Consider the following 5,495-nt stretch of genomic DNA (forward strand, 5'->3'; position numbering starts at 1 on the left):
CGTCACAAAAAGCGGCACAAGATGTGCAAGAGAAAGCTAAACAAGCATCAGAGGGAAGCTAAAAAGAATGTGTTAGGTACTATGGGCGATCGCACTATATTTCTTTCTCAGACATCTGGTACTCTTGGCGATCGCTCCCATCTTCTCAAAAATCAATTTCCAAGCGATTGCTCTATTCATCACCCAACCAATTTATACGTGATCGCACTCCATTCTAAGCGATCGCTCTTGGTCAAAATATCAGAGCAAAACCAAGACCAATGCGTGCAATGGGGCGTAAATTGTATAATAACTAATTGCCGATTTTTGTAGGGAACGCAGGGTAATTGATTGGCTTGGGGCGATCGCTGCCGCAACATCAAGCGATCGCACTTCAACATAACCTAAAAGCCTTTATGATGGAATCATGCTGAGGTAAAAATAGGTCGATCACAAACAAGTTGAAAACATATGGAAAATAACAATAAACAAATTTACAATTACACAGTTCTTCTGGAAAAAGAATCAGATGGAGGTTATCACGCTTTTTGTCCTATTCTAAAAGGTTGTCATTCTCAAGGAGATTCTTTTGAAGAAGCCATTGAGAATATTACAGAAGCCATTGAATTATATATTGAAAGTTTAAAGGCTGATAATCAGTCAATTCCTAGAGAAGATTTAATTGTCAAGCCATTAAGTATATTGGCATAAGTAATTTTCCTACTGTCAAAGCTAAAGAATTTATCAGAGTTATCGAAAAATTAGATTTTTATCTTGACCGTCAAAAGGGGAGTCATGCTATTTACAAGGATAGTCATGGACGAAGAGTTGTTGTTCCAATTCATGCGGGACAAGATTTAAAACAAGGGACTCTAATGGGCATGATTCAGGATATTGGTATTGACAAGGAAACTTTCTTTAAGTTGTTGGGAGAATAAATTAGGTGTAATTTTATTGTTTGGTGTCGGAACTCAATCTAACTTACAAGATGGGCGTTCTGCTTACAGCAACGCTTCGCTATCGCACTACAAGATCAGGCGATCGCACAAGAAAAAAGCAATTTACCCACCCATCTACACAAATCCACGTAGGGTGCGTTAACGAAGTAATGCACCACGTCAATTACGTATCCCAAATACTATTAGGCATTTCTGTAATATCATTCATTCCCCAATTTGGCGGATAAAAACCTTGAGCCATAAACCGATGAGTAGATGAAAATTGCCAATCTTGGGGAACTTGACACAATTGATGTCGTACCGGATTGTAATGAATATAATCGCAATGCATGACAAAATCTCTCTCAGTTCGGATTAAATGTTTTCAGAATCGTCTTTGCTATAAATTGCGCTCTTTGCGTTTGTGTCGAGAATGAGAAATATCAGCATTAATTCCTAATTGCTTCCCATATTGTTTAGTGACAAAGGTTTTAATTAATCGCAATCGAGTTGATAAATTGCTATCCCCTTCTGGTTGTGATTTTACCCCCCGCATGACCAAATTTTGAACCATAGCGTGACCAAAAGTTGCCAAGAACCAAAATATAGTTCAAATCACACTGGTAATGTCCATAAACAATGAAAATGATCGGGTAGCAGCATAAATGCGTCGATGGTAAAGGGATATTTCTGACGTACATGTGTGATAGCAGCGCGGAGTGCTTGGCGTGCGATATCGTTGATTAGCTAAGGTTGGCGATGATGAGTTACTTGGGTGAGGAAATAAGTACCACCTGGAAGTTTGGCTCGGCGATAATTGGGCATGGGTATCAATCAATGATCTGTTGTCTTAAATTACCCATTTTTCTGCCCAATTAATCTGTTGGTGTTGGGTTCGTTATGGTTGGTGCGTTACTTCGTTAACGCACCCTACAAGATCCGCGATCGCACTGCCGTTGTAATAATTTCTGCATCGCTCATGTCTCGACGGCAATCATCGTTATGCCCAATTGCCTTCAACAAATCATCGATGATACCATAGACAGTAATTATTTCGTTTAGCATTTTCCCCCATCCCCCAATTTGGCGGATAAACACCACCAGCCATCAACCGATGAATGGTAGAAAATTTCCAATCTTGAGGAACAGAACAAAGCCGATGGCGCACAGGATTGTAATGAATATAATCGCAATGTTTGCCAAAATCTCTATCATCGCGTATCAAATGCTCCCAAAATCGTATTTGCCATAAATTGCGTTCTTGTCGTTTTTGTCGAGAGGTGGAAATATCAGCATTAATTTCCAATTCGCTTCCATACCTTTTGGTAACAAATGTTTTAATTAATCGCAGTCGAGTTGATAAATCGCTATCTCCTTCTGGTAATGTCCATAAACAATGGAAATGATCGGGTAAAAGCACAAATGCGTCGATAGTGAAGGGATATTTTTGACGGACATGAGTGATAGCAGCGCGGAGTGCAAGGCGTGCGATGTCGGTAATCAGCCAAGGTTGACGATGATGAGTTACTTGGGTGAGAAAATAAGTACCACCAGGAAGTTTGGCTCGGCGGTAATTAGGCATGGGTATTCATTGATGAGTTGATTGTTTTAAAATACCCATTGTTGATGCCAAATCAATATCTGTCGATTGGGTGCGTTAGGCGTTCGTGGTAGGATATTTGACAAGCCATTTGGCTGTTTACGCTGTAACGCTGCATGAGATTGGTTCGATGCGTTAACGAAGTAACGCACCCTACAAGATATGCTTACGCACTTAAGTAAGATCCATTCATACGTAGGGTGTGTTAGCACGGAGAGTACGATACCGATAATCAGCATATAGATGGTGCGTTACATTTCATTAACGCACCCTACAAGATCAGCGATCGCACTAATCGCAATATTGTCGATCGCACTTCACACCGCTTTTTAGCTTTATGTCTGAAAGATCGCACAATACTATTCAAGCGATCGCACTTGAGATTCAAGGCTCCTTGCCTTCTCAACGGCTCTTTTCATACCATTCTTAAAATTATTAGTTAACATAGTTATAAATTGTTTTGCTTCCCTTTCTTCTTTTTCATGCTTTTCTTTACCAGTTACTAATTTAGTATCTTTCATTAATCCAGGAGCATTCCTAAGCAGGTTTTTGATATTTATTGGAAAACTTAACCATTCTCTTAGAGCTACTTCATTGTGAATATCTACTTTCTGAGACTCAAGGTAAACCTCAAGAATGCTTCCTATATCGTCAGGATGTTTGGTAAGTAATGCTATGTTTATTTCTGTTTTCTCAAATAAACCAGGTGGAAGTCCGAAAACCTCCAAAATTAAATCAATCAATCCCCTTGCTGTTCGGCCATTGCCATCATCAAAAGGATGAACTGCTAAAAATTTAGATAGAAAAATCCCACAGCTAGGAATAATGTGAGATTTTTTCTTGTAGCTGATCTCTATTTGCTGATTCATCCAATTTACCAATTTAGCTAGTTCATAATCCACGAAATGAGAAGGCACTGGAGTATTTTTTCCTACATTCACAGTTTTTTCTCTTGTTTTTCCAGCTTCTACACCATTTTTTGTCGCTCCATTTACCAACTGACCATGCATTGATTTTATTAATTCCACAGATAATTGAAGTTTTTTGGGAGATTTGGCAGCATGAGCATTGATCATCTGATAAAGCTCTACCCAATTATCAGTTGCTTTTATCTGTTTTTCCATATGAATAGTACCACTGAGCTTCATCCTTTCATCTGCCCATAATTTTGTCACATCTGGAATGTTTAATAGTTCGGTCATTGGCAGCAAGTCCGTTAGTAAAACTTCGATTTCTTTCAAACATTCATCTGCAAATGTTGAAAGCGATTTCTCTTTATTCAATGCTGTATCGATTTCTTCAAAGAATCTTAAAAAATTACTGTGTTCTAAAATGGCATATAACTCCGTAATGGGTGACTGTTCTTCTTTAGGAGCTTCTTTTCCCTCAGACCGTAATTTGGGATTTGGAATTTTCTCTTTATGCATCTCTTGACTTTCAACTAATGCTCTTTCTAATGGAGTAACAGGGCTTGGTTCAGGAACAGGGCCTTTTTTTTGGTAAGTAGAAAATAAAGTCCCATTCAAAGATGCTGATACTTTTAAAACTTTTGATTTTTGAAACCAATATCCCAGCGCATTACGATTAGCCCATTTTGAGGTAAGAGGGTTTTTACTCAACTCAATTATTGCAGCTTTGGTATAATCCCTCCAATCTGAAGCTGGTTTATCCAATTTAAAAGTGTAGCTTCCAATTTCCTGTTTATTTGCGTCACTGGTGATCAAATTGACGGTTCCTGTTTCCAACCTCTCGATTTTTAAACTTTCTTTTGCCATTGGCATTGTATCCACAATCTCCATCTTATTTTCTTCAAGCAATTTTACAATGGACGCATCCAGTTCCGCATGAGTATCTTCTCCTCCAGAGGCTTCTAGCCATTCACTTCTCCTTCGGGCTTGAGAAGGGCCCGACAATTTTGCCGTTTCGGTTTTTATTTTTTCATCAATTGGATAGAAAAACATAGTATTGGGATCTTTTTTTAACGCGTACCACTGCACCCCATCTAATGGTTTATCCCATTTGTAATATGGACTGGCATCTTCATCTATCCATTTGGCTTGAATTGTTGATGCGCTAAAACTGAGTACCCTCAATTGAAAAGTTGGTGTACCAGCTTTGCTAAAATTGTTTGACTCAAATGAGAGGTTTTCAATTCCTGTTTTTAATTGATCGGGTATTCCTATTTTGTTGGGGTGCAACACCTCTGATGACTCTTGGATATAACCTGTCATTTCTCCTTTCTCATGGATAACGCCTTCTCCCACCGATGTCGATGAGGTTTCGGTGGCGGTCTTTTGCGGTAACATCTGCTGTGGTAAGTGCGATCGCCTCACCGCCCCCCCATTCTGCTGCACCACATGGGTCAACTCATGCGCCAACAACTCTTGCCCCCCGCGACTCCCCGGCTCATAAGCCCCCTGTCGAAAGAACACATCCTGCCCCGTAGTAAATGCCTTAGCTTGTATCGACTGATTCAACTGATCCGCCTGAGAATCCGTATGCACACGCACCCCACTAAAATCAGCCCTAAACGCCTGCTCCATCGGTTCTCTGATGCTTTCCACTAGGGGCTGTCCACTACTTCTAGCCTTTTGTATCCCAGCTTCCACATCTGCGGATGCTGCCATGCTACCCTCTGCTACACGCTGTACTATCGGTTGCATTTGGAGGTCGTCTTTGTCTTCAGGCATCTGACGCTGTACTGCTTGGCTTTGACCTGATACCGCAGGCGCATTAATTTGCTGTACTACCTCACGCGCTACACTATCTGCTTCCTGCTCGTACTTATCCCCCACCTCACCAATCGTCAGCTTCGCCTGCACCTGCGTCGTGCTTCCACTTGCCAACAACCGATTCGCCGCCCTATTTCCTATCGTCTCCTGAAGGGTTAACACTTCATCTGCACTCAGCGAACTTGGGTCAACTTTCGCCCTTTGAACTATCGAATGCACATCATTTGTTATTCCTATTGTTGTCGG

9 protein-coding genes are annotated in these 5,495 nt (G+C 40.6%); 3 read left to right on the forward strand and 6 right to left on the reverse strand.

The window, feature by feature from the left end:
* Positions 1-179 precede the first annotated feature (179 nt).
* On the reverse strand, positions 180-380 hold the full coding sequence (locus RMY00_RS35870) for a hypothetical protein (protein ID WP_322652105.1): 201 nt from the start codon (positions 378-380) through the stop codon (positions 180-182).
* Between the two features lie 70 nt (positions 381-450).
* On the opposite strand from RMY00_RS35870, the gene RMY00_RS35875 reads away from it, so the two are divergent.
* From RMY00_RS35875 to RMY00_RS35885, 3 genes are read left to right on the forward strand one after another with little or no spacing between them, the layout of a single operon-like run.
* Positions 451-690 (forward strand): type II toxin-antitoxin system HicB family antitoxin, encoded by a 240-nt coding sequence (locus RMY00_RS35875; protein WP_322652106.1) that lies wholly within the window; start codon positions 451-453, stop codon positions 688-690.
* Between the two features lie 41 nt (positions 691-731).
* A complete protein-coding gene (locus tag RMY00_RS35880; RefSeq protein ID WP_322652113.1) occupies positions 732-917 on the forward strand; it encodes a type II toxin-antitoxin system HicA family toxin in 186 nt (61 codons plus the stop codon).
* Complete coding sequence (locus RMY00_RS35885) at positions 880-1,080, forward strand: hypothetical protein (RefSeq protein ID WP_322652107.1); 201 nt, start codon at positions 880-882, stop codon at positions 1,078-1,080. Before RMY00_RS35880 ends, RMY00_RS35885 begins: the two co-directional genes overlap by 38 nt.
* A gap of 21 nt (positions 1,081-1,101) precedes the next feature.
* On the opposite strand, the gene RMY00_RS35890 is transcribed toward RMY00_RS35885, so the two are convergent.
* From RMY00_RS35890 to RMY00_RS35910, 5 genes are all read right to left on the reverse strand, one after another.
* Complete coding sequence (locus RMY00_RS35890; RefSeq protein ID WP_322652108.1) at positions 1,102-1,269, reverse strand: hypothetical protein; 168 nt, start codon at positions 1,267-1,269, stop codon at positions 1,102-1,104.
* Positions 1,270-1,317: 48 nt separating this feature from the next.
* The gene (locus RMY00_RS35895; protein WP_322652109.1) at positions 1,318-1,491 is read right to left on the reverse strand and encodes a hypothetical protein; all 174 of its coding nucleotides are present in this window, start codon (positions 1,489-1,491) and stop codon (positions 1,318-1,320) included.
* 356 nt (positions 1,492-1,847) lie between these two features.
* A complete protein-coding gene (locus RMY00_RS35900; RefSeq protein WP_322652110.1) occupies positions 1,848-1,982 on the reverse strand; it encodes a hypothetical protein in 135 nt (44 codons plus the stop codon).
* Complete coding sequence (locus RMY00_RS35905; RefSeq protein ID WP_322652111.1) at positions 1,942-2,499, reverse strand: REP-associated tyrosine transposase; 558 nt, start codon at positions 2,497-2,499, stop codon at positions 1,942-1,944. Before RMY00_RS35905 ends, RMY00_RS35900 begins: the two co-directional genes overlap by 41 nt.
* A 377-nt stretch (positions 2,500-2,876) precedes the next feature.
* Entirely contained in the window at positions 2,877-5,207 is a 2,331-nt protein-coding gene (locus RMY00_RS35910; protein ID WP_322652112.1) for an eCIS core domain-containing protein, read from the reverse strand.
* Positions 5,208-5,495 lie beyond the last annotated feature (288 nt).

It is taken from the genome of Nostoc sp. ChiVER01 (assembly GCF_034531155.1).
Taxonomy (GTDB): Bacteria; Cyanobacteriota; Cyanobacteriia; order Cyanobacteriales; family Nostocaceae; genus Nostoc.

Bases quoted from the DNA above. Each gene is read 5' to 3' on its own strand.
- RMY00_RS35870 (WP_322652105.1), bottom strand. From the start codon at position 380: ATGTTGAAGTGCGATCGCTTGATGTTGCGGCAGCGATCGCCCCAAGCC.
- RMY00_RS35875 (WP_322652106.1), top strand. From the start codon at position 451: ATGGAAAATAACAATAAACAAATTTACAATTACACAGTTCTTCTGGAA.
- RMY00_RS35890 (WP_322652108.1), bottom strand. From the start codon at position 1,269: ATGCATTGCGATTATATTCATTACAATCCGGTACGACATCAATTGTGT.
- RMY00_RS35895 (WP_322652109.1), bottom strand. From the start codon at position 1,491: ATGGTTCAAAATTTGGTCATGCGGGGGGTAAAATCACAACCAGAAGGG.
- RMY00_RS35900 (WP_322652110.1), bottom strand. From the start codon at position 1,982: ATGCTAAACGAAATAATTACTGTCTATGGTATCATCGATGATTTGTTG.
- RMY00_RS35905 (WP_322652111.1), bottom strand. From the start codon at position 2,499: ATGCCTAATTACCGCCGAGCCAAACTTCCTGGTGGTACTTATTTTCTC.
- RMY00_RS35910 (WP_322652112.1), bottom strand. From the start codon at position 5,207: ATGCCTGAAGACAAAGACGACCTCCAAATGCAACCGATAGTACAGCGT.